The sequence below is a fragment of the Panacibacter microcysteis genome, from assembly GCF_015831355.1.
Classification (GTDB): domain Bacteria; phylum Bacteroidota; class Bacteroidia; order Chitinophagales; family Chitinophagaceae; genus Panacibacter; species Panacibacter microcysteis.
Map to the genome: position 1 here is coordinate 1696868 of NZ_JADWYR010000002.1, position 19371 is coordinate 1716238.

Genomic DNA, 19371 nt, shown 5'->3' on the forward strand with positions numbered 1-19371 from the left:
TGAGGCATTTCCTCTTTTATAAAGTACCGAGATTTTTTAAGGGCACTCCAGTCAACAAAAACTATGATCAATTAAAAAAAATCTTTATAAATTCATCGCTTTATGCCGGTTAGCTTTTAATGCTTTGGCATATTCTTTTCGTATTGTATAAATCATTCATCAATCAATTAACTAATATGCTCTGGCAAGGAAGAAGACAAAGTAGCAATGTTGAAGATCGCAGAGGAATGGGTGGCAAAGGTCTCGCTGTGGGAGGTGGCATAGGCACACTTGTAATAGCAGCCATCGTTTACCTACTCGGCGGTGATCCATCAGCAGTCATAAACAATGCACAAAATCAGCAGTTACAAGAAACCACCGCACCCACTAAGGCTGACGATGCAGCAGGGCAGTTTGCAGCAGTGGTGCTTGCAGACACAGAAGATATCTGGTCAGCTCTTTTCAAACAAATGAACAGGAATTATTCCGCCCCTACCCTTGTGCTGTTCTCGCAGGCTACACAGTCCGGTTGCGGTTTTGCCAGCCAGGCTTCGGGCCCCTTTTATTGCCCCGCCGACAGTAAGGTGTATGTTGATCTTACTTTTTTCGATGAGATGAAACAGCGCTTCAATGCTGCCGGAGATTTTGCACAGGCTTATGTAATTGCGCATGAAGTGGGTCATCATGTGCAGCATTTGTTAGGGCTAACAGACAAGGTAGATGCACAGCGCGGCAGAATCAGTGAAACGGAAATGAATAAGCTAAGTGTAAAGCTTGAGCTACAGGCAGATTTCCTTGCCGGTGTATGGGCCCATTACGAGCAGCAATTAAAAGACCCGCAACTCAATAGTTCTGTTATACAGGCCGGCGATATAGAAGAAGCGTTAAACGCTGCAAATGCCATTGGCGACGATCGCCTGCAGCAACAGTCACAAGGTTATGTAGTGCCCGATGCCTTTACCCATGGCACGTCAGCGCAACGTATTGAATGGTTCAAACGCGGCTTTACATCCGGCGATATCAGCCAGGGCGATACCTTTAATGATCCCTCGTTAAATTAATTACAAGTTTTATCATGAGCCAGGCTGCAGCAAAAGGATGAAGCTTTCGTTGCGTCGCACTCTTGTACTGCATAACAATATGCAGCTGCAGCGATCAGCGTACAAGGTTCGTAACTGCTGAAAGATGCGGGATGTGAACCGTGCATCAAATGTGACACATGAAATATCTCCAATCCAATCAACCTAAATGCTATCCCGCATCTTATCCACGCAACGGCTATTATTGAAGTCACAGTAGTACGAACACTTAATCAGCGCGAAAGCAGGAAAAGCACTTTGCATCTTTTCTTGCCTTCCGTTTTGGTTCTTTTGTGCCGGGAAGACGCAGCGTAATAAAGAAGAAAGCGGGTTAACTAAAGATCTTTTCTATAAAAAGGTTGATCACCTCCACAAAAATGAGGATGATTATAATCCATTCCAGTTGAATACTGTTGCGGTATTGCAGCAAATCTTTAAATAGTTCAAGGTTTTCCTTTACAATCCCTAAACCCTCTTGTATGGTACGAAACCTTGACTGAAGATCAAATGTTTTTTTCAAACCCACATCCAGTTTATTCAGGTGTTCATCTTCCCAGGTTTCTTCGGGGGAATCGAAAATATACAGGTTTTCTGCAATCCTGTTTTTGAGGTATAATGTGCGGCCAATGTATTTTTTGAGGTTTAGACCTTTCAGGTCTAGTTTACCTTTTTTTTCCAGTATCTGCGTGTGGTAGTTGGTTTCTTCCAGCAGCTTTGTTGTTAACTGGCTGAAATGGTCCAGCGCCACAGACTGAGAAACATTCAGCATGATCAACCGGAATGAGTCAGCATCTGCACCTTCCATTTCAATTTTGTTGTAGCCCAGTTTATCGCGCTGCGCATGCACTTCAATATCAAATTCATCATTCAGTCTTTCAGCAAGCAATGTTTTACAAAATGGCTGTATCACCTGTATAAAGGCAGTCATCTCTACCTCGTTATGACCCAGGAAGCATACGATGCCATATTTAAAGACATAGATAAATTTTTGCTCCGCTACCTGGTAAAACAATTCATCTGAATCTTCGTGGTATAATGCTGCTGTAAATGCAGACCTGAACTGTTTTATGTCAATACTATCGGCTATTTGAAACGCTAATACTTTTAACATAAGAAAACTTAAGGATTGTAAGATACTGCATTAAATGCATGATCGAAAAAAGCCATATGATGTTGACTCGTGTTTTGTACCACTGAATGAAGATTATACACTCATGGCTTTGCAGGTACATGCCAGATCCATATAAAAAGAAAACACAAAGACACTACAAAACAAATGACCTCTGCAAATACACAAACCACGAATCCCTGTTTGGAAAATGTTCTGGAAAAAAGAATGACTTCTGTATTCATGTTGGCTGTACCATGCTGGTACTGCCTGAACGCTGCTGCAAAAAACTGCACGAACCACGAGCACAATACGGTAAGCAGAAAAAAACCGATAGCCAGTTTAATATTCGCAATGTTGGCCGTACCCACACCTTTTGATACCAATATGCCAACACAACCTGAAACGGAAAACATACTGATGCCGGTTATCCATTTGCTCCAGTCTGCGATTGATTTGATTGTTTGTACCTGAGGGGAGTCTGCCATAGTAAAAATGTTTGACTATGATTTTTATTTGGTCCTTTTTTTAGAAGGTTTCGCAAAACTGTTGTAATCCAGAGCGAGATCAACCCAGTAAGACAATTGCTTTTTTGTTTGCAGCATAGTTTTATCTACAAATACATAACCTTTCATCACCCTGCCGGTAAAGTCCATTGGTGTGCAACCATCTTTTTCCAGCGCGGTTTCGTAAACGGAAGGGTCGAGGCGCACCATTAGCCTGTCTTTTTCTACACCTATACACATTTTATTATTGACCATGAAACAAAGTCCGCCAAACATTTTCTTTTCTTCGATATTACTTTGAACAGCAGCGATTAGTTCCCGGGTTCTGCCGGCGAGTTTTTCATCGTAAGCCATAGCATTGGGATTTGGCGTTTGGTAATAACCTGAAATTACAAAAAAGGCACAAAAAAAGAGAACCGAAAGGTTCTCTGGCTGTTTCTACTGCCCAATATTGATATAACCGATGAACGGATTGCGACGCAACAGGCGATGCCACCTGCACAGGTGCCGGTATTACCAAATAACTTCTCCTTCCAGGTCGTAGTCGTATGCTTTGGTGATTTTTACGTTATAAAAATCGCCGATGTTGAGCTTTCTGGATGACTGGATCACTACTTCATTATCTACTTCCACACTATCAAATTCCGTGCGCCCGAGGTAACGGCCCGCTTCCTTTTTATCGATGATAACTTTAAAGACCTTTCCAATTTTTTCCAGGTTTTTCTCATAGCTTATCTCCTGTTGCAGTTCCATAATTTCCTGTGCCCTGGCCTGTTTTTCTTCTGCCGGTACATCATCTGCCAATTGGTAGCCGCTGGTGCCCTCTTCGTGGCTGTAAGTAAAAATGCCTACCCGGTCAAACCGCATGCGGGTAAGAAAATCTTTTAGCTCTTCCACATCTGCCCTTGTCTCGCCGGGGAAACCAGCTATAAGCGTTGTACGCAAACAGATGCCCGGATTTTTTTCGCGTATGGCAGCGATCAGTTCTTCCATCTCCTGCCTGGTGCTCTGGCGCTTCATGGCTTTGAGCATATTATTGCTGGCATGCTGCAAAGGCATATCGAGGTAATTGCAGACATTGCTTCTTTCGCGCATTACATCAAGCACCTCCAGCGGGAATTTATTTGGATATGCATAATGCAACCTGATCCACTCAATGCCCTGCACATCTGCAAGCCTGTTTAATAAAGTTGCAAGCATTCTTTGTTTATAGAGATCGAGCCCGTAATACGTTAATTCCTGTGCAATGAGCATGATCTCTTTTATACCACGCCTGGCAAGGCTTTCGGCCTCGGCAACGAGGTCTTCTATGGGCCTGCTTATGTGGGCACCTCGCATGAGCGGAATGGCGCAAAAAGCACAAGTGCGGTTACAGCCTTCACTGATTTTGAGATAGGCATAATGTTGCGGTGTACTAAGCATGCGCTCACCCAACAGTTCACTTTTATAGTCGGCATCAAACTGTTTTAGTATCAGTGGCAGTTCCAGTGTACCAAACCATGCATCTACTTCGGGAATTTCGTTTTCAAGATCATTCCTGTACCGCTCGCTTAAACAACCGGTAACATAGACTTTATCCAGTTTGCCTTTTCTTTTGAGTTCTACCTGGTCCAGGATAGTATTTACACTTTCTTCTTTTGCTTTGTCGATAAAACCACAGGTATTTACGACCACTATATTGTGATCAAGCTTTGCATTTTCATGCACCACGTCTATTTCATTGGCCTTTAGCTGGCCGCTCAGTACTTCACTATCTACCAGGTTTTTACTGCAACCAAGCGTGATGATGTTCACACGGTCTTTGTATAATTTCTTCGACTTCATAATTTAAGGCGGCAAAGGTAAGTTTTTGCCGCAAGAGTAAAGCAATGTGTGTATTGGCGCAGTTCTTGAAACTTTTGAGTATAACAAATCATTCTTAACTAAAAGTATTCATATGAAACAGCTAACGAAAAGCGCAGCCATCATTTTCAGTACCTTCTTTTTATCACTCATACAGCTGGCGCTATACGCCCAGGAAGCACCGGAAGTAAAAGTAAACAATACCGATGTGGGCACGTGGATCGGTCAAAACTGGATATGGGTGGTAGGTGTGGTGGTATTATTGCTTATTCTGCTACTGGCCAGCGGCGGCCGCAGCCGTGCATCTAAAACCACTACCGTACGCAGAGATAATGATGGCAGAATTACAACCGTAACCACCGTTACAAACGAATAGCAGCTGTTGCTTTTTTACACAAATGTGTAAAATGCACCACATAAAAAATGCCGCCTGTTTCGGGCGGCATTTTTATAATAAAGGTTGTTATTAATACAATATTCTCACTTTGATTGTTTCTTTTACGTCCTTCAATAACTCCAGTGCCTGTTTGGATAGCTTCTTATCTACATCGAGTACAACGTAACCTATTTCGTCATTTGTTTTAAGATACTGCCCTACAATGTTGATGTTGTGGCTTGCAAGCTGTGTATTAATGGCACTCAATACACCTGGCACATTGTTGTGAATATGCAATATCCTGTGTGCACCTTCCACGGGCGGAAGGCTAATAGCCGGAACGGTATGTGACCCGTAGGTAATACCTCTTTCCAGGTAGTTATACAATTTGGCACTTACATCGTCACCAATGTTTTGTTGTGCTTCTTCTGTAGAGCCACCAATATGTGGCGTAAGAATTACGTTGCTTAACCCCTGCAAAGGTGTTTCGAAACGATCGCCGTTCTTTTCAGGCTCCCACGGGAACACATCAATTGCTGCGCCGCTGAGATCGCCATCTTTTAACGCTTTGGCAAGCACGTTTAGCTCCACCACTTCACCACGGGCGTAATTAATTAAAATGGCGCCCTTCTTAAAATGTTTGATGTTGCTTTTATTGATAAGGTTTTTGGTCTGTGTCGTTTCAGGAACGTGGAGAGATACAACGTCTGCATTGTTCAGCAAATCCTTCAGGCTTTTGCTGGAAGATGCGTTGCCCAGCGGAAGTTTCGTTTCCACATCGTAAAATAACACTTTCATACCAAGTGCTTCGGCTAATACACTCACCTGAGAACCAATGTTGCCATAACCGATTATACCCAGCGTTTTACCCCTCAGCTCAAAACTACCCTTTGCTTCTTTATTCCAGATGCCTTCATGTGCCGCTTTGTTTTTATCCGGAATCCGGCGGATAAGCATGATCGATAACCCAATTACAAGTTCGGCAACACTCCTGGTATTGCTGTAAGGCGCATTAAAAACTACAACACCTTTTTTTGTGGCAGCCTTTAGATTTACCTGGTTTACACCAATACAAAAACAGCCGATTGCCTGTAGTTTTGTAGCAGCTTCCAGTACTTTTTCTGTAATCTGTGTTTTGGAACGAATGCCCAGCAAATGCACATCCTTTACTTCTTTGATCAGTTCTTCCTCACTAAGTGCACCGCCGATCTTTTTTACATTGGTATAACCATTTTGCTTGAAATGTTGCACAGCTTTGTCGCTGATGTTTTCCAGGAAAAGAATCCTGATCTTCTCCTTTGGATAACTTGTTAGTTGGCTCATCGTTGTTGTTGCTTGCTTGTAGGATTATTAAAAGCAAAATCCCCCCGTGTTACTGCGGAGGGATTTCATTATAAGAAGGTTATTTTTTCTTTTCGTAACGCTTCTTGAATTTGTCGATACGTCCCGCAGTATCTACCAGTACATTCTTACCGGTATAGAATGGATGCGATGTGTTCGAAATTTCCAGCTTTATCAGCGGGTATTCGTTACCATCTTCCCATTTCGTCATTTCTTTGGAACCACCTGTGGAACGGCCAAGGAATGCCTGACCATTACTCATGTCTTTAAACACAACAAATTTGTAACTTTCTGGATGGAGACCTTTTTTCATTTGTATGATTTTAGGCTGCACGGATTTTGCCGTACAATTTAAAAATTTTGGAGCGCAAAGATAAGCACCTGCGCATTTTTATCCAAATTCAATTTAAAAGGCGAATTTATGTTGCCGGCTGTTCTTTTCATGGCATCACCTGTTGCGTCGCTCCGTTCAGCGTTCCGCTTGTATGGCATCTGCAGCGCTCCGGTTACACCGCACGCTAAGATTTCATATTGGTAAACTGCAGGGGAATTTTGAGGTCGCTGCCACGCAGCATTGCAATCACGTCCTGCAGGTCATCGATCTTTTTACCCGTCACACGTACTATTTCATCCATTATTTGTGCCTGCACTTTTAGCCCCGAATCTTTGATAAGCTTTACGATCTTTTTGGCATCATCCTGTTTAAGACCATTGGTAACAGGTATTTCTTTCTTTACCACCTTACCACTCGGGTAAGCATCTTTTTCAAAGTTGAAAGCGTTACCGTCTATTCCCTGCTTTATGGCCCTGCTGATGATCACATCGATTACCTGTTTCATCTTCATGTCGCTCTCCACTTCCACATTTACCACGTAGTCTTTCTTATTCAGTTCTATGGAAACGGGTGAATCACGAAAATCGAAACGGTTACTGATTTCTTTTTTTACCGTATTAACAGCGTTATCTAAAGTTTGCAGGTCTACCTTGCTGGCAATATCGAATGATGGCATAACAAAGTGTTTTTTGAGAACGGCAAAGTTAACAGGGTTTATGTAAAAATGAACATATAAAAAGGCCCGCTTTGGAAAAAGCAGGCCATTGTTAACCTATGAAAAACACCAAATTCAGTTTCGTTACTGTTATGAAGTTATACAGGTTCAATCACTAAAATTATCCGTTTGCGGTAAGCGCTTCAAATGTTGCGGCAGAAACACTAATACAGTCTTTTTACATCTGTATAATCTTTACTTACAATTGCTTTCATTACACCGGTGGTATCTACCTTGCCGGGTATAACCATATGTACGTAAAATTCGCAGTTATAGTTGACCTTATTATCGAAGTAATAGACTTTGTCTATCCTGAATTTTATGGCAGATGTATCACCTTTTGCATTCTCTTTGAAAAGGTATGAAAGCATGGTTTGTTTCAGACGGGCTTCTGTTTCTGCCGGTGATGGATTATTGTTACATGCCGCAAAAATGAATAAAAGTAAAATGGCAGTCAACCGTTTCATGTTTGATTTTTTTTTGATGGGTAACGGTAAAGTTACGCTGTAGCCCATTTCAAATCTTCGCAACCGCGCACCAAAAGTTGTACAATATTTGCCTGAATCTTCTTCCCCTATTGACAAGCAACACCTGCACCAGGCTGATAAACACACAACAGGGCAGCCCGTTGCCGAATATAGCTCTGCGGTACAAGTGAGTGACACAACCAAAGCCGATAGCAGCAATGCAGCTAAGTTCAAAAACATTTATTCCTTATCTTCAGCCTGCTTAACTTATACATATGAAAAATTATTTGTTGTTACTTTTTGTGATGGCCCTTGTTACATTGACCGTTAATGCCACACCAAAAGACTCTGCAATCCTTAACCAGCTAAGTAAAAAAGAAATGGCAGAGGGCTGGAAACTTTTGTTTGATGGTAAAAGCCTTGATGGATGGCGCACATTTAAAAATGCGACCGGCTCTTCGTGGCAGGTTGTTGATGGAATGCTGTGCAGTACCAAACCGCAAGGCCATAGCAATCCTGATATTATTACCAATGATATGTTTGGCGATTTTGAGTTGCAGATTGACTGGAAGATTTCCCCCAAAGGCAATAGTGGTATTATGTATATGGTTACCGAAGACTACGATGGGGCTGAGCTGAGTGGCCCGGAATATCAACTGATAGATGATGACGGCTTTCCTGAGAAATTGCAGGACTGGCAGAAAACCGGTGCCAATTATGCTATGAACGTTCCTATGGTAAGCGCTGTAAAGGCACCCGGCGAATGGAACCATACGGTTATAAAAGTGAGCAAAGGCCACGTGGAGCATTGGCTGAATGGTAAAAAAGTGGTGGAATACGACCTTTACAGCGATGCCTGGAAAAAGGCAAAAGCCGAAGGCAAATGGAAAGATGCACCTGGTTATGGTGCGTCTAAAACAGGTCATATCGCTTTCCAGGCCTCTCATAGCGGTGTGGAAAATACCGGTGTTTGTTTCAGGAACATCAAGATTAAACTTTTATAATAAGTGTTGCTTCTATGAAAAATGTATTTCCCTTTCTTTTTGCTCTTATGCTGTTTGCCTGCGGACCGGCAAATGACAAACAAAACCCTGGAAACGATACTGCAGCCGTTGAGAATATTACGGCCGATACCGTGGTATACAGTTACAACACCGTTAACAGGAAAGAAACAAACGCTACCATAAAAGATACCGGTTTCCTGTATCATGCAACCATTACGTACCCGGTAATTTCAACTACAGGCGTATTAGCTGACAGTATAAACAAAGCGCTTCGTGCAGGATTATTCAACAATAAACCAACTGCAGAAGCATTCGCAGACAGCTTTGTTGTAAGGCCAACAGACATGGGCAATTACCCTGCTATGAACAGTTGGTTTTACAATGCACATGCTGATGTATTGATAAATACACCCAAACTCTTTGTAGTGCGTTTTGACATTGGTTCTTACACCGGTGGCGCACATGGCAGTGCGGTAACAGTTTACTATAACTTCGATAAAACAGGCAAACAACTTACGTGGAATGAAGTGATTGAAGCCGGCAAAAAAGATACCCTGGTAAAAATAAGTGAAGCAGCGTTGAGAAAAGCCAAAGAGATTCCGGCAACACAATCGTGGAACCAGGCCGGGTTTTTTATAGACAGTTCCCACCTGCCACTACCTGCCGCTTTTGGCTTTGACAAAACAGGGTTATTAATGACCTACAACCAGTATGAAGTGGCACCCTATGCATCTGGCATTATGTCTTACACAATACCTTACAGCCAACTCGAAGGCGTTATAAAAAAAGAATGGATGCCATAATAATCTTTACTCTTTTCTGCGATAGTAGTCTTTCAGTTTGTCATTGATGTAATAAAACACGTCTTCTTCAGTAGTGTGTTTGCGCAGCCAGTCGTAACCAGGCCGGTAATTATTGATAAATCTTTCAAGGCTGTCGCCTTTTAAACCGGTATATTCACTTACGAGGTCGGGAGAAAAACGATAGCGTATGTATGCTTCTTCTTCATGCTGCTTAAATAATTTATCTGCACGGCGCTTTTGTTTTTCACGGCTGGAGAGCCTGTCAAGGTTTATAACCGCGCCTGCACCGTTGGAGTTATTTTGCACTGCCTTATATTTCGGGCTAACCATGTCTTTATTAAAATCGTCCAGTCGCTTTATGCTATCGCTTTGGTACTTGTTATAGTCTGCCCGCACAGATACGCCGGGTAATACATTTGCAAGTGGAGACATTTTTACATCCAGCGTGCCATCCATCAATAAACTGTAGGCAAAAGTTTTAAACCTGTAGCCGTCTTTTGTAAAATAGAGTACATCATTCACATCTGCCCCAATCGTAAATTGACCGTTTGTATTTGCAGTCGCTTTTTTATTCGTGGTAAGGTTCGTTACCTGCACACCTGCCAGCGGTGCCGCAGAAAGACTGTCGGTAACTAAACCCGTTATAGCTTTACGCTGTGCCATTACCGGCAACATGCATATCGTTAACAAAAAAAGCAGGCATGTTTTCGTGATGTTTACGTTCATAGATGTTATTATTGATGAGACCTGTTATTGTATAAGTTGTTAATACAATTTATGAGCCAGCCTGCATTGCTACTATTGGGCATTTGTTGCGTCGCACTCTTGTACACCATAACGCGCTGCAACATATGCCACGCCGCTCCCTTGTTACAGGCTGTTGCTATTTCAACAGCCTGATGTTGTATTTGTTTGCTATGGCAGGATAAAGTTTGAGCAGATCATTTGCCTTGCCATCCTGCTCAAAGATAAACTCCCATGTGTTTAACGGCTCCCAGATAAAAGTGCCTTTCAGGTTTTTGGCCGGCAGGGAAAACGCAATATCATTCACCTCAGTTTTCTTGTAGGTATACTCCACAACCACAACATCCTGTTTGTATCTTTTTGAAAGGTCTTCCAAATTATATTTAAGGCTATCTAATGTTCCGTGCCATTGAGGGTAATAAGACTGACCAATAACATCAAAGGTTGCATTACGCTGTAGCATATTGTCTATGAACCAGCGTGATGCTGCATTTTGGCCACCACAGGCAATGTGCAGCATCACAGGTATTGCACGATCCACGGCCTTTACGCCGTTGGTACCTGCTTTAAATAAAGCAGCCACTTTGTCCATATCGTCGGTTTTGCCATCGGGCCATATAAAACCATGATTGATTTCGTTTCCCACCTGCACCATATCTGGCAGGGTACCCTGCTTTTTCAGTTCTGTCAGTACATCTTTCGTATAACCCTCCACCGCCACCAGCAACTGGTCAAAAGTAAGATCTTCCCATGCTGCCGGCTTAAACTGTTTTCCGGGGTCGGCCCATGTATCGCTGTAATGAAAGTCAAGCAGGAATCTGAGCCCTGCGGCTTTTATTCTTTTGGCCATTACTTTTGTTTGCTCTAGCCCGCAATAATCTTTTCCCGGGCTGTAGCCGCTGTCTGCACCCGGATCGTTGAAAATACGCAGCCGAACGTAATTGAAGCCGGACTGTTTCAATATGTTTACTGCGTCGTCTTCTTTACCGTCAACCGAAAAACGTATGCCTTTATCTTCCAGTTCAGGCAGAAAAGAAATATCTGCACCCAAAATCTTTTCAGCTTTGTCTTTTTGTGCAAAAAGTGCGGCTGAAACAAGTAGTACGAATGACACGCAAAACAATCCTTTAAAAAGCATATAAGCTTGTAAATTTAGTTTATGGTTCAATTTACAACTGTGATCCTTAAGTTTGACCAACAGGGTGAAAAAACAGGCTGGACATATATTATAGTTCCTGCTGATATTGCACAACAACTGATGCCGGGCAATAAAAAAAGTTTTCGCGTAAAAGGCAGACTGGACGAGTTTGCCATTGAACGGTTGGCTTTGATGCCTGCCGGTGGCGGAGATTTTATTATGCCCTTAAATGCTGCCACCAGGAAAGGCATTGGCAAAAAACAGGGAGCTATGGTTACTGCCACACTTGAAGCAGACAATAAAGAAATACAACCGCCTGAGGATTTTATAGAATGTCTGAAAGATGAACCCGGCGCGTATGATTTTTTCTTTGGACTGGCAAAATCTCACCGGCTATACTTTATTAACTGGATAAATGAAGCAAAAACGATACAAACAAAAACAAAGCGTATTGCCCAGGCAGTGAATGCCCTCGCCAGGCAACTTGATTTTGGTACAATGATCAGGTCTATTAAAAAAGAAAACGAAATGCTGAAAGGCAGGTGATATAAATCAGATTTTTCTTTTATTGATATTGTTTTCATCCCTTCGCACTAATCTTCGCTTCAGCTGAATAAAGTTGCAACCGTACAAGGGTGCGACGCAACAGCAGCCTCATGTATGCACTGCTGCCGGGTTCATAATAAAAACAAAAGATCAATGTCTTAAGCCGTGATACTCATGCTTCGGTAAACAGTTAAGGTTTAATGAATATCGGTAGAGTAAATTAGGTTATCCATTCACTGAATCATTGTTATGAAAAAAGTTTGCATGGTAGTTTATGCCTGCGTGCTTTCGTGCTGCATGCATGGCCAACCTTCCCGGGATTTTGCGGCTTTTCGCGACGCCTTTGTAACAACATATAAAAAACTTGAAATACGTCCTGCGGCACCTTCATATGCAGACAATCTTCAAAATATACCCCGCCTGCCAGACATTCAGCAACAACTGGCTTTTTTCAGGGACGCAGAAAAGAAGATAGCCGGTTTTGCCAATCTCTGGCTTGGTGAGGAAGAGTTACTTGACCTGGACATGATGAAATTTGAGACCAATCTTAACCTGCAAAGGCTGGCACTCGAAAAAAAATGGGCTGAGGAAAAGCCGTCTGTTATTCCATCTGGTAATATTTACCAAATTCCTCATGGTAAAGAATGGTATACATATTTATTAAACAGATATACAGGCGAGAATGTTAATGCAGATGAAATTTTTCTCAATGATTCTGAAGAAGCAACGCGCCTGGGCCGGCAAATTGATACATTGGCAGCAGCCCATGGTCTCTCTCTGCAGCAGTTGATTATACATATGCAGGACCGTGCGTTTGCCCCTGAAACTGACACCGGCAAGTCAACTGCGGTTGCAAATGCTGCCCGGCTTATACACAGCAAAATGCCTTTGTTGTTTAACCAGCCATCAGCATTTACTGTTGGCTTTGCAGATGAAAAGCTGTTGCCTGGCAATCACCCCGGTGAGCAATATCATACACATGTAACCAGCATGTACCTATATAAGCTATTACCCGGCGCTTATTACCAGCAGCAGTTGGCTGCCAGGGCGGTCAAAAGCCCTGTACAGGCATTGTTCCGGTATGATAACTTTACCAATGCCTGGGCTGCATATGCAGAAACCCTTGGCAAAGAAATGGACGTGTACAGCAGTTTCTACGAAGAAATTAGCCAGTTGCAATGTGCGCTGTTGCGTTGCGTTCGTTCCGTTTTAGATATCGGGATCAACTTTTATGGCTGGGCAGATGATAAAGCCATAAACACCTGGCAGGCATATATGCCAGCCGGCGTTGGGAACGTGCAACAGGAAATTTATGCAGTAAAACACCTGCCCGCTCATGCTGTGGCATGCAGTTATGGCTGTATGCTCTTTGTACAATGGAAAAAAGAACTGCAGGCAAGACAAGGATCATCTTTTAACATACGCGACTTCCACGACAGGCTCCTGAAAAAAGGCGCTCTTCCCTTTTTTATGGTTAAAAAGAACGTCTTTCGCAAATCAGCATCAGCGCATACTTCCGGCATCTCCACTGCCACCCGTTAATTTTTTTCTGTTATACGTAAACGTTTAAGCCGTTAATGGAGTTATTTTGCAGCTTAAAACTGCCGCCCCTGTACATTATGTCCACAAAATCAATGCACCAAATACAAAATGGCAGTTTTGAACATACAGGCAACGTATTTGTTGTTTGTATTTAAACGGATAACTACAATGATAACAGTATCAGACAACGCAAAAAATTACATCGATCACCTGCTGGCCGAGCAACACAAAGAGCCGGGCACTTTTGTACGCGTGGGCGTGAAGGCCGGTGGTTGTTCTGGTTTGGAATACAAACTTGACTTTGACACCATGACAAAAGAAGGTGATGAAATGTATGAAGACAAAGGCATTAAGATTGTAGTAGATTTTAAAAGCCTGCTGTACCTCTACGGTACAGAACTCGACTATACAGGTGGGCTTGATGGCAAAGGCTTATTCTTTAATAATCCCAACGCTACCAGAACCTGTGGTTGCGGAGAAAGTTTTGCAGTGTAAATTTGCATTTTGAAACCTGAAAAAGGAACATGAGTAACAACAACGATATATTAGAGCGGTTGACCAGCGAACCCTACGAGTATGGGTTTGTAACAGACATTGAGATGGAAATAGCACCCAAGGGTCTGAATGAAGACACGGTGCGTTTTATCTCGGCCAAAAAGAATGAACCTGAGTGGTTGCTGGAGTGGCGTATGAAGGGTTTAAAACATTTTCAGCAATCTGAAATGCCGCAATGGCAAAATTTTGACATGCCGTCCATAGATTTCCAGGATATTTCTTACTACGCGGCTCCTACAAAAAAACCTTCTTATAACAGTCTTGATGAAGTTGACCCTGAGTTATTGGCAACTTTTGAAAAACTGGGCATTCCCATCAACGAACAAAAAGCCCTTGCCGGCGTAGCGGTTGATGTGGTCTTTGACAGCGTTTCTGTTAAAACCACTTTCCGCGATAAGCTGGAAGAAATGGGTATCATTTTCTGCTCATTCAGCGAGGCTGTTCAAAAGCACCCCGACCTGGTGAAAAAATACCTGGGAAGCGTGGTGCCTATAACTGATAATATCTTTTCTGCATTGAATGCAGCGGTTGTTTCAGATGGCTCTTTTGTATACATACCAAAAGGTGTACGCTGCCCCATGGAGCTTTCTACTTACTTCCGCATCAATGCGCAGAATACCGGCCAGTTCGAAAGAACACTGATTATTGCAGATGAAGGAAGTTATGTAAGCTACCTGGAAGGTTGTACAGCGCCAATGCGCGACGAAAACCAGTTGCATGCAGCAGTAGTAGAATTGATTGCGCTGGATAATGCGGAGATTAAATATTCCACTGTGCAAAACTGGTATCCAGGCGACAAAGACGGCAAAGGAGGTATTTACAATTTTGTAACGAAGCGTGGCATTTGTAAAGGTGTAAACTCGAAAATATCATGGACACAGGTAGAAACCGGCTCTGCTATTACATGGAAATACCCAAGCTGTATTTTACGTGGCGATAACTCTGTGGGCGAATTTTACTCCGTGGCGCTTACCAAGAACAAGCAGATTGCAGATACCGGTACGAAAATGTACCATATTGGTAAAAACACCCGCAGCCGTATTATTTCGAAAGGTATTTCTGCCGGTAATGGTCAGAACAGTTACCGCGGTCTGGTACAGGTAGGTACAGGTGCTGTAAATGCGCGCAACTTTACACAATGTGATTCTTTACTGATCGGCGATCGTTGTGGTGCACATACATTCCCATACATTGAATCGAAAAACAGCACCGCAATAGTAGAGCACGAAGCTACCACATCCAAGATTGGCGAAGACCAGATCTTTTACCTTAACCAACGGGGTATAGAAACAGAAAAAGCAGTAGCGTTAATCGTAAATGGTTATGCAAAAGAAGTGTTGAACCAGTTGCCGATGGAGTTTGCAGTAGAAGCGCAAAAATTGTTGGCAATCTCTTTGGAAGGCAGCGTGGGCTAAGCAATATCACGGGTCGGTTAGCAGAAGAACATTGGTGTTGAACCCGGCAGTTGAATAAGCATTGGGCTTTTGTTGCGTCGCACTCTTGTACTTCCGGTACAAGGCTCGGCAACACCAAACGTCAGAAAGCAGTCTGCAACTGGTAATCGTCTTTCTCACTTAGCGGCTTCGCACCATGCTCATGTATATTCAGCCGCACAAGTGAGTGACACAACAGGCGATGAGTAAACAGGTAAAAGCTTGTAACATAAAAAACAACAATAATCCAGCATTTAATCAGGAACACATGTTAAGTATTAAAAATCTGAGAGCATCTGTAGAAGGAAAAGAGATCTTAAAAGGTTTAAACCTCGAAATAAAAGCAGGCGAAGTGCATGCTATCATGGGGCCCAATGGTTCCGGGAAGAGCACATTGGCATCTGTACTTGCAGGCAATGAAAACTATGAAGTGACCGGAGGTGAAGCCTGGTTTGATGGTAAAAATCTTTTAGACCTTTCTCCTGAAGATCGTGCAAGAGAAGGTGTGTTCCTGGCATTTCAATACCCTGTTGAAATACCAGGTGTATCAAACATCAATTTTCTTAGAACGGCGATGAGTGAGATAAGGGCTTACCGTGGTTTACCACCAATGGAAGCCAAAGAGTTTTTAAAAACCGTAAAGGAAAAACAAAAACTCGTAGAATTTGATGCGGCGCTGGCCAACCGCTCTTTAAATGAAGGTTTTTCGGGCGGTGAGAAAAAACGAAACGAAATTTTTCAGCTCGCCATGCTGGAGCCAAAGTTGGCTATACTGGATGAGACTGATTCTGGTTTGGATATTGATGCCTTACGAATTGTTTCAAAAGGCGTAAACAAATTGCGGTCTGATAAAAATGCTTTCCTCATTATTACGCACTACCAGCGCCTGCTGGATTATATAGTGCCGGATTTTGTGCATGTTTTGTATAATGGACAGATTGTAAAAACAGGTAGTAAAGAGCTGGCGCTGGAACTGGAAGAAAAAGGATACGACTGGTTGAAAGAAACTTCCAAGGCAACTGAGCTGGCATAAATAAGGTACGCTTTTAACAGGGCATTGTTACAATGATTTGAGTATTTACATACCAACAAGATGATCCAACAAATTACAACATCATTATACGATCAGCTTATTGCTGACTTTGAATTACGATCCATTTTGTCTGCATCGTCTGAAACGCAGGATGTGCAGGCGCTGAGAAAAGATGGTTTTGCACATTTTAAAAGACTCGCTTTTCCAAACACAAAAGTGGAAGACTGGAAATACGTGAACCTCTCTCCTGTTCTTAAAGAATCATTTATTACCGAACCGGAAGAAGATGTTTTATCAGCCGATGAAAAGACTATTGAAAATGCCACCATACCAGGTCTTGATTGCTATAAGATAATTACCATCAATGGCCAGTTTCGCCCGGAATTATCTGATGTTAACTATGCAGATGGCTTATACATAGCGCCCTTATCCGCTGCTATGAACAGGCCCCTGTTTGAAGCTCATTTTGGCAGGTATGTACAAACAGGCAAGTTTCATTTTGCAGCATTGAACACGGCTTTGTTCAGCAACGGTCTTTATATTGAAGTAAAGAACAAAACAGTTGTTGATAAACCGGTACATATTATACATATTGTTTCTGCTGAGCACAACCTGTTTATTCAGCCACGTAATCTTTTTGTGGCAGGCGCTTTTGCAGAAGTCAGCATCATTGAAACATATGCAAGTGCAAACCAGGCAAAAGTATTTGTGAATACTGTTACAGAAATAGCGGTAGACAGGCAGGCGAATGTGCATCATTACTATATACAGACAGGCAAAGAACAAACAAGGTACGTACACCATACAGAAGTTGCACAAGAGGCCACAAGCGTGTACAACAATTATAAAGCATCATTTCCCGGCACTGGTTTATTGCGCAACAACTTCAACATTGCCCTCAATGGTGAAAATATTGAAAGTCATTTATACGGCATTTACCTGGCCGGCGGACAACAGGTAGTGGACAACCATACCGTTGTTGATCACCGCAAACCGCATTGCATGAGCAATGAATTGTATAAGGGAGTTATGAAAGATGAAGCGCTGGCCGTTTTTAACGGAAAGATATTTGTGCGGGAAGATGCACAAAAGACCAATGCCTTTCAAAAGAACAACAACCTTATGCTGAGCAAAAAAGCAGTGGTAGATTCAAAACCACAGCTTGAAATATATGCAGATGACGTAAAGTGCAGCCACGGTTCTACCATCGGCCAGTTTAATGATGATGCATTGTTTTACCTGAAGGCCAGGGGTATTGGCGAAGAAAAAGCCAAAGCTCTTCTTATACACGCATTTGCCTTTGACGTTACAGAAAAAATTCCATTGCCACAGGTGCAGGAATATATCAATCACCTGCTCGAAGAAGGATTGAAATAAACATATTGACGTGTTGTTGCCGGTTGCCAGTTACCGGTAGCGTAACGCGGTAACTGGCAGCAAAACAGGTTTTATGACAGCAGCAACAACATTACTAAACGAAGCAATAGATATACAAAAGATCCGCGCAGATTTTCCCATTCTCCAGACCACAGTAAATGGCAAGCCGCTTGTTTATTTTGACAATGCCGCTTCTTCTCAAAAGCCATGGAAGGTTATAAAAGCAATAGAACATTATTACACGCACCTTAACAGCAATGTACACCGTGGTGTGCATACATTAAGCCAGCAAGCAACTGGTGCTTTCGAAGAATCAAGAAGGAAAATTGCTGCGTTTATAAACGCGGCACACGACTACGAGGTAATTTATACACGCGGCACTACCGAAAGCATTAACCTGGTTGCGCACTCATACGGAAAACAATTTGTACACGAAGGAGATGAGATCATCATATCTTCCCTGGAACATCATTCCAACATTGTTCCATGGCAAATGCTGTGCGAAGAGAAGAAAGCAACGTTGAAAGTAATACCCATCAATGAAAAAGGTGAATTGCTGATGGACGCCTTCAATGCCATGCTAAATGAAAAAGTAAAACTTGTTGCTGTAAATTATATTTCTAATTCTCTGGGCACGATAAACCCGGTAAAGGAAATAATTGCTGCAGCGCATGCATTTGACATACCCGTTATGCTGGATGCAGCGCAGGCTGTACAACACATACCGATTGATGTGCAGGAGCTGGATGCAGATTTTCTCGCATTTTCAGGCCATAAGATGTACGGGCCCACAGGTATTGGTATTCTATACGGTAAAGAAAAATGGCTGAATGCAATGCCCCCATACCAGGGCGGCGGAGAAATGATCAAAACCGTGTCGTTCGAAAAAACAACTTACAACGACCTGCCGTTTAAATTTGAGGCCGGCACGCCAAATATAGAAGCATCTGTATGCCTTGGTGCAGCTATCGATTATATCAATGAAACAGGGCTGGAAAACATCAGGCAATACGAGCATGAATTGCTGCAATACGCTACAGAAAAACTTGCTGAGGTAGAAGGCATTCGTTTCATTGGCACTGCAGACAACAAGGCAAGTGTTGTTTCATTTGTTATAGGCAACATTCACCCGTATGATGTAGGTGTTATACTTGATAAACTTGGTATTGCTGTGCGTACGGGCCACCATTGTACACAACCTTTGATGGACATATTCGCTATACCCGGCACTGTGCGTGCATCTTTTGCTTTTTACAACACAAAAGAGGAAATTGATATACTGGTGGCAGCAGTAAAAAGAGCCGCTGCTATGTTAAGTTAGATGTGCAGTAGCCCGGCTGCAGGTAAATATGGCATCGCCTGTTGCGTCGCACTCTTGTACGTTCTGTTGTGAAATGATCAAGTGCGAAGCAAAGATGCTGAAGGGGCAATTACAACAGTCTGCAAGGT

Annotated in this window: 21 protein-coding genes; 11 read left to right on the forward strand and 10 right to left on the reverse strand. The window is 42.7% G+C overall.

Annotation, left to right across the window (positions count from 1 at the left end; translation table 11 throughout):
* Positions 1-176: 176 nt before the first annotated feature.
* A complete protein-coding gene (ypfJ, locus tag I5907_RS18990) occupies positions 177-1040 on the forward strand; it encodes a KPN_02809 family neutral zinc metallopeptidase (RefSeq protein ID WP_196992366.1) in 864 nt (287 codons plus the stop codon).
* 349 nt (positions 1041-1389) lie between these two features.
* Here ypfJ and I5907_RS18995 read toward each other — a convergent pair whose 3' ends face one another.
* The 4 genes from I5907_RS18995 to rimO form a co-directional block, all read right to left on the reverse strand.
* Positions 1390-2169, reverse strand: a complete 780-nt coding sequence (locus tag I5907_RS18995) for an RMD1 family protein (RefSeq protein WP_196992367.1) — start codon at positions 2167-2169, stop codon at positions 1390-1392.
* A gap of 101 nt (positions 2170-2270) precedes the next feature.
* Entirely contained in the window at positions 2271-2654 is a 384-nt protein-coding gene (locus tag I5907_RS19000; protein WP_196992368.1) for a hypothetical protein, read from the reverse strand.
* Between the two features lie 24 nt (positions 2655-2678).
* On the reverse strand, positions 2679-3026 hold the full coding sequence (locus tag I5907_RS19005; protein ID WP_196992369.1) for a TfoX/Sxy family protein: 348 nt from the start codon (positions 3024-3026) through the stop codon (positions 2679-2681).
* A gap of 159 nt (positions 3027-3185) precedes the next feature.
* The gene (gene rimO, locus I5907_RS19010) at positions 3186-4496 is read right to left on the reverse strand and encodes a 30S ribosomal protein S12 methylthiotransferase RimO (RefSeq protein ID WP_196992370.1); all 1311 of its coding nucleotides are present in this window, start codon (positions 4494-4496) and stop codon (positions 3186-3188) included.
* Positions 4497-4608: 112 nt separating this feature from the next.
* On the opposite strand from rimO, the gene I5907_RS19015 reads away from it, so the two are divergent.
* Positions 4609-4890, forward strand: coding sequence for a hypothetical protein (locus I5907_RS19015; protein WP_196992371.1), 282 nt, complete (start codon positions 4609-4611; stop codon positions 4888-4890).
* Between the two features lie 90 nt (positions 4891-4980).
* On the opposite strand, the gene serA is transcribed toward I5907_RS19015, so the two are convergent.
* The 4 genes from serA to I5907_RS19035 all read right to left on the reverse strand — a co-directional run bounded on the left by serA (position 4981) and on the right by I5907_RS19035 (position 7747).
* A complete protein-coding gene (gene serA / locus I5907_RS19020) occupies positions 4981-6213 on the reverse strand; it encodes a phosphoglycerate dehydrogenase (RefSeq protein WP_196992372.1) in 1233 nt (410 codons plus the stop codon).
* Positions 6214-6292: 79 nt separating this feature from the next.
* A complete protein-coding gene (locus tag I5907_RS19025; RefSeq protein ID WP_196992373.1) occupies positions 6293-6544 on the reverse strand; it encodes a type B 50S ribosomal protein L31 in 252 nt (83 codons plus the stop codon).
* A gap of 205 nt (positions 6545-6749) precedes the next feature.
* Positions 6750-7241: a YajQ family cyclic di-GMP-binding protein gene (locus I5907_RS19030; protein WP_196992374.1), complete on the reverse strand. Its 492-nt coding sequence runs from the start codon at positions 7239-7241 to the stop codon at positions 6750-6752.
* Positions 7242-7444: 203 nt separating this feature from the next.
* Positions 7445-7747, reverse strand: coding sequence for a hypothetical protein (locus I5907_RS19035; protein WP_196992375.1), 303 nt, complete (start codon positions 7745-7747; stop codon positions 7445-7447).
* A gap of 275 nt (positions 7748-8022) precedes the next feature.
* Here I5907_RS19035 and I5907_RS19040 point away from each other — a divergent pair, with 275 nt between their 5' ends.
* Both I5907_RS19040 and I5907_RS19045 read left to right on the forward strand, forming a co-directional pair.
* A complete protein-coding gene (locus I5907_RS19040) occupies positions 8023-8751 on the forward strand; it encodes a 3-keto-disaccharide hydrolase (protein ID WP_196992376.1) in 729 nt (242 codons plus the stop codon).
* Positions 8752-8765: 14 nt separating this feature from the next.
* Positions 8766-9554 carry a DUF3298 and DUF4163 domain-containing protein gene (locus I5907_RS19045; protein WP_196992377.1) on the forward strand — a complete coding sequence of 263 codons (789 nt, stop codon included), beginning with the start codon at positions 8766-8768 and terminating at the stop codon, positions 9552-9554.
* A gap of 6 nt (positions 9555-9560) precedes the next feature.
* Here I5907_RS19045 and I5907_RS19050 read toward each other — a convergent pair whose 3' ends face one another.
* Positions 9561-10280, reverse strand: coding sequence for a carboxypeptidase-like regulatory domain-containing protein (locus I5907_RS19050; RefSeq protein ID WP_196992378.1), 720 nt, complete (start codon positions 10278-10280; stop codon positions 9561-9563).
* A gap of 157 nt (positions 10281-10437) precedes the next feature.
* Positions 10438-11412 (reverse strand): glycosyl hydrolase 53 family protein, encoded by a 975-nt coding sequence (locus I5907_RS19055; protein WP_196992379.1) that lies wholly within the window; start codon positions 11410-11412, stop codon positions 10438-10440.
* Between the two features lie 45 nt (positions 11413-11457).
* On the opposite strand from I5907_RS19055, the gene I5907_RS19060 reads away from it, so the two are divergent.
* The 7 genes from I5907_RS19060 (at position 11458) to I5907_RS19090 (ending at position 19243) form a co-directional block, all read left to right on the forward strand.
* Positions 11458-11982 carry a YdeI/OmpD-associated family protein gene (locus I5907_RS19060; protein ID WP_196992380.1) on the forward strand — a complete coding sequence of 175 codons (525 nt, stop codon included), beginning with the start codon at positions 11458-11460 and terminating at the stop codon, positions 11980-11982.
* 264 nt (positions 11983-12246) lie between these two features.
* Positions 12247-13524, forward strand: a complete 1278-nt coding sequence (locus I5907_RS19065; protein WP_196992381.1) for a DUF885 family protein — start codon at positions 12247-12249, stop codon at positions 13522-13524.
* Positions 13525-13692: 168 nt separating this feature from the next.
* Complete coding sequence (locus I5907_RS19070; RefSeq protein ID WP_196992382.1) at positions 13693-14019, forward strand: HesB/IscA family protein; 327 nt, start codon at positions 13693-13695, stop codon at positions 14017-14019.
* A gap of 29 nt (positions 14020-14048) precedes the next feature.
* The gene (sufB, locus tag I5907_RS19075; protein ID WP_196992383.1) at positions 14049-15494 is read left to right on the forward strand and encodes a Fe-S cluster assembly protein SufB; all 1446 of its coding nucleotides are present in this window, start codon (positions 14049-14051) and stop codon (positions 15492-15494) included.
* Between the two features lie 286 nt (positions 15495-15780).
* Complete coding sequence (gene sufC, locus I5907_RS19080; RefSeq protein ID WP_196992384.1) at positions 15781-16545, forward strand: Fe-S cluster assembly ATPase SufC; 765 nt, start codon at positions 15781-15783, stop codon at positions 16543-16545.
* A 60-nt stretch (positions 16546-16605) separates the two neighbouring features.
* Positions 16606-17922 carry a Fe-S cluster assembly protein SufD gene (sufD, locus tag I5907_RS19085; protein ID WP_196992385.1) on the forward strand — a complete coding sequence of 439 codons (1317 nt, stop codon included), beginning with the start codon at positions 16606-16608 and terminating at the stop codon, positions 17920-17922.
* A gap of 73 nt (positions 17923-17995) precedes the next feature.
* Positions 17996-19243 (forward strand): SufS family cysteine desulfurase, encoded by a 1248-nt coding sequence (locus tag I5907_RS19090; RefSeq protein WP_231402171.1) that lies wholly within the window; start codon positions 17996-17998, stop codon positions 19241-19243.
* Positions 19244-19371: the final 128 nt, after the last annotated feature.

What these genes read in the sequence shown, in the direction of transcription:
- sufB (WP_196992383.1), top strand. Translation starts at nt 14,049, where the DNA reads ATGAGTAACAACAACGATATATTAGAGCGGTTGACCAGCGAACCCTAC.
- serA (WP_196992372.1), bottom strand. Translation starts at nt 6,213, where the DNA reads ATGAGCCAACTAACAAGTTATCCAAAGGAGAAGATCAGGATTCTTTTC.
- I5907_RS19040 (WP_196992376.1), top strand. Translation starts at nt 8,023, where the DNA reads ATGAAAAATTATTTGTTGTTACTTTTTGTGATGGCCCTTGTTACATTG.
- I5907_RS19005 (WP_196992369.1), bottom strand. Translation starts at nt 3,026, where the DNA reads ATGGCTTACGATGAAAAACTCGCCGGCAGAACCCGGGAACTAATCGCT.
- rimO (WP_196992370.1), bottom strand. Translation starts at nt 4,496, where the DNA reads ATGAAGTCGAAGAAATTATACAAAGACCGTGTGAACATCATCACGCTT.
- I5907_RS19060 (WP_196992380.1), top strand. Translation starts at nt 11,458, where the DNA reads ATGGTTCAATTTACAACTGTGATCCTTAAGTTTGACCAACAGGGTGAA.
- I5907_RS19030 (WP_196992374.1), bottom strand. Translation starts at nt 7,241, where the DNA reads ATGCCATCATTCGATATTGCCAGCAAGGTAGACCTGCAAACTTTAGAT.
- sufD (WP_196992385.1), top strand. Translation starts at nt 16,606, where the DNA reads ATGATCCAACAAATTACAACATCATTATACGATCAGCTTATTGCTGAC.
- I5907_RS19025 (WP_196992373.1), bottom strand. Translation starts at nt 6,544, where the DNA reads ATGAAAAAAGGTCTCCATCCAGAAAGTTACAAATTTGTTGTGTTTAAA.
- ypfJ (WP_196992366.1), top strand. Translation starts at nt 177, where the DNA reads ATGCTCTGGCAAGGAAGAAGACAAAGTAGCAATGTTGAAGATCGCAGA.
- I5907_RS18995 (WP_196992367.1), bottom strand. Translation starts at nt 2,169, where the DNA reads ATGTTAAAAGTATTAGCGTTTCAAATAGCCGATAGTATTGACATAAAA.
- I5907_RS19045 (WP_196992377.1), top strand. Translation starts at nt 8,766, where the DNA reads ATGAAAAATGTATTTCCCTTTCTTTTTGCTCTTATGCTGTTTGCCTGC.
- I5907_RS19035 (WP_196992375.1), bottom strand. Translation starts at nt 7,747, where the DNA reads ATGAAACGGTTGACTGCCATTTTACTTTTATTCATTTTTGCGGCATGT.
- I5907_RS19065 (WP_196992381.1), top strand. Translation starts at nt 12,247, where the DNA reads ATGGTAGTTTATGCCTGCGTGCTTTCGTGCTGCATGCATGGCCAACCT.
- I5907_RS19090 (WP_231402171.1), top strand. Translation starts at nt 17,996, where the DNA reads ATGACAGCAGCAACAACATTACTAAACGAAGCAATAGATATACAAAAG.
- I5907_RS19070 (WP_196992382.1), top strand. Translation starts at nt 13,693, where the DNA reads ATGATAACAGTATCAGACAACGCAAAAAATTACATCGATCACCTGCTG.
- sufC (WP_196992384.1), top strand. Translation starts at nt 15,781, where the DNA reads ATGTTAAGTATTAAAAATCTGAGAGCATCTGTAGAAGGAAAAGAGATC.
- I5907_RS19000 (WP_196992368.1), bottom strand. Translation starts at nt 2,654, where the DNA reads ATGGCAGACTCCCCTCAGGTACAAACAATCAAATCAATCGCAGACTGG.
- I5907_RS19015 (WP_196992371.1), top strand. Translation starts at nt 4,609, where the DNA reads ATGAAACAGCTAACGAAAAGCGCAGCCATCATTTTCAGTACCTTCTTT.
- I5907_RS19050 (WP_196992378.1), bottom strand. Translation starts at nt 10,280, where the DNA reads ATGAACGTAAACATCACGAAAACATGCCTGCTTTTTTTGTTAACGATA.